Source organism: Actinomycetota bacterium, assembly GCA_005774595.1.
Taxonomy (GTDB): Bacteria; Actinomycetota; Coriobacteriia; order Anaerosomatales; family D1FN1-002; genus D1FN1-002.
Genome location: VAUM01000261.1, coordinates 1 through 2,795, shown reverse-complemented (window position 1 = coordinate 2,795; position 2,795 = coordinate 1). Strand labels below are relative to the sequence as shown.

Here is a 2,795-nt window from a genome sequence, read left to right as displayed (position 1 = left end):
GGCGTAGCGCTCCTCCAGGTCGAACCGACGCACGGTCACCGTTCGTCCTGCGTGAGGGCGCAGATCGTAGCCGTCAGCGGTCACGGTCGACTGCACCAGCGACCAAGCGAATGCCTCATCGACGACCCCACTAGTCGTGGAGACATCCGACGGGAGCGTCAGCTGCTGAGAGTCGTGCGACGCACCTACTGTCAGGTCATACCTGCCAGCCACGGTCTCAGCGCGAGCGCGTGCAGAGGTGTTCGCGGCTGAGCAGGCGGTCGAGGGTGCGAGAGCGGCTGAGACTAGAAGAACGAGCAGCAGACGACGCGCAGTCCGGCTCACCTATGCCCCCGTCCCACCCAACGTTCTTGCGCTTCAGCGGAGCGCGCCCGCACACCGCTCCCTTGCCGATTCTACGCCGTTGGCGCGCTTCCGCTGGAAGCGCTTGTTAGTCGTGCGCCGGGGTGCGAGGGCGCCTGAAGAGAAAGCCCAGGACTAGGACGCCGCCGGCGGCGCCCACGCACAGCGCGTACCACAGTGCAAGAAGGGTGAAGGGGTCGTCGTAGTACGCCAAGCCGTCTAGAAGAACCAGGCTCCACGCTAGTACCAGGCCAAGGGAGAGCAGGATGAATGCCCACCACCCGTGCAGGCGACGACCAAGGAACAGCGCGGCAACGTCCTCGTCGAGTCGCTGCACCGCGCCATGCCGCAGTTCACGAATGCTGGCGGCGGAGTACACCATGAGCACGGTGAGAACGAGTCCGAAGATCGGCACGGCAGGGCCGTCGCCCGCGGTCCCCCACAGGACGAGCAACGCCGAGTCCACCGCGAAGAACGCCGCAGTGACCTGCCAGAGCAGGTTCTCGTAGTGACGCACCCACTCGTCGAATCGATTACCCAACGGAAGCACCCCCCCGGCGACCGACTAACGTTTCTGCGTTTCAGCGGAGCGCGCCGCGCTCCGTCTGCAAGACCGATTCTAGCCTTCTGGCGCGCTACCGCTGGAAACGCCTGTTAGGCGAGTCCGCTAGGGGTTGAAGGCCTCCACGGGTGGGTCGTACCAGATTCCCATGTTGGGCCCGACGTCCGGATCGACGTATACGTCGGTGCAAGAGCCGTCGCTGCGGCCGAATCTGACGATGTAGGCGAAGATCTCCGGGGTTGCGGACGCCAATCCGGAACCCTGAGTGGCGATGACTGACCGGGCTGCCGCGACGGCGCCCTCTCTGGCCTGCGCTTCCTCAGCGGACTCCGGCTTGTGGCGAGTCGGCACGGAACGCCAGAACGAGAGAGGCTTCAGGATGCCCCTCAGCCGCCACAGAGAGCCATCCTTCATCACCACGACTTCTCGCCCGTGGCGTCCCGAGTCGCCGAACGGCACCATCATGTCCACCACGTAGCCACGAATCTCGACGGTCGCAACAGGTGCACCCGTTGTCTCCGCGTACATGAGTGTCGCCGCAATGACGCCATCCGTCGTTGTGCCGACGGGATACACCGGGCCGAAGGAGAGAGTCTCCCGGGCGGGCGGTCCCGCGGTCGCAGGGGTGCGTTGATGCAGAGCTGCGGAGCATGATGTGAGAGCGACGATCAGAGGGAGTGCAAGACCAGTCACCGCATACCGAACGGCCAGCGCTCTCATGGCACCTCCGTCCAGACAGACGGAACTTCGCCTAACGCTTCTGCGCTTCAACGGAGCGCGCCGCGCTCCGCCTTCATGTCCGATTCTACGCCGTGGGCGCGCTACCGTTGGAAGCGCCTGTTCGGTGCCCGACTACTGGCCGAGTGCATCCAGCCAGCCGAGATCGGTGGCGTGTTCCGTCGATTGGTCGAGCAGTACGACCCTCATGCGAGACTCCGGGGTACCTGTGGCGTTGCGGGCGGGCAGCGCAGTGACCACGTAGCAGTCGGCGGCTTGGACCCTCGCGTCGCCCATGGCGATCTCACCGCCGGAAGGTGACCACTGGGTGTCCGACAGCCGACCGATCGCGATCACGTCAGGAACGCCGGCTGCTTCGAGTACGCGGAAGTAGGCGACTTCACTCATGTCAGCCGGAGGCAGCGCGGTGCAACTGGGCAACTGGTCGACACTCGCGGCCTGGACGTGAACAACGACCCCATCGAGTCCGGTGAGACGGACGGTTGCGAGCAAGCCGGTCGATGATGGAGGCTCTTCCGCTGGGGCGGAGCAGTTGCTCCAATCGAGCGGCCCCACGGAGACTCTCACGTCACTGGCCGACGCGAGCCTGTCGCGAATCGCCGTCTCGAACGCGACCGGGTCGGGCTTGGCAACGGGCGCGCATCCTGCGAGAAGACACGCCGCGACCGCCACTCCAGCAAGAAGGCGACGCACTACGACCCCCCGTCGGTGCACCGAACAGTGTTTCTGCGGAACCGTCGAACTACCCAACGCGGCTCCGCACTTCCGTGTACGAGCGTACTCCTGTGCCGCTCGCGTCGGAAGTCGGCTGGGCGCAGGGGATCATGCGGTTCCGCGTAACGCGCTCGACGGGAGCTCGCTGTTCTGTGCGGCCCGTAGGCGTCGACGGGGTCTGCTGGGACTCCTGGCAGGGGTCAGCTGCGATGGTGTGCTGCGTGACCCCGCCGACGCCTACGGGCCGCCTCCTCCCGTGACCGCTCTGATCGCTCCTCGGCGCATGCGGAACTGCCGCGAACGCCCCTTCCAGTGGTGCCACGCCCCGCTGGTCCACGCCGCCGCGCGCGCGACGCACCCGCCTCGCGCGCATCCCCCTGCGACGCGCCGCCAGCCTCTGCCGCACCGCTCCCACATGCGCTTAGAGCCTCCCCACGAG

At 66.4% G+C, this 2,795-nt stretch carries 3 protein-coding genes; all 3 read right to left on the bottom strand.

Going from position 1 to position 2,795, the window contains the following annotated elements; all coding sequences use genetic code 11:
- Window positions 1-430: 430 nt before the first annotated feature.
- Window positions 431-883, bottom strand: coding sequence for a hypothetical protein (locus FDZ70_08855; protein ID TLM71586.1), 453 nt, complete (start codon window positions 881-883; stop codon window positions 431-433).
- 126 nt (window positions 884-1,009) lie between these two features.
- Entirely contained in the window at window positions 1,010-1,624 is a 615-nt protein-coding gene (locus FDZ70_08850; GenBank protein TLM71585.1) for a hypothetical protein, read from the bottom strand.
- A gap of 132 nt (window positions 1,625-1,756) precedes the next feature.
- Entirely contained in the window at window positions 1,757-2,029 is a 273-nt protein-coding gene (locus FDZ70_08845; GenBank protein TLM71584.1) for a hypothetical protein, read from the bottom strand.
- Window positions 2,030-2,795: the final 766 nt, after the last annotated feature.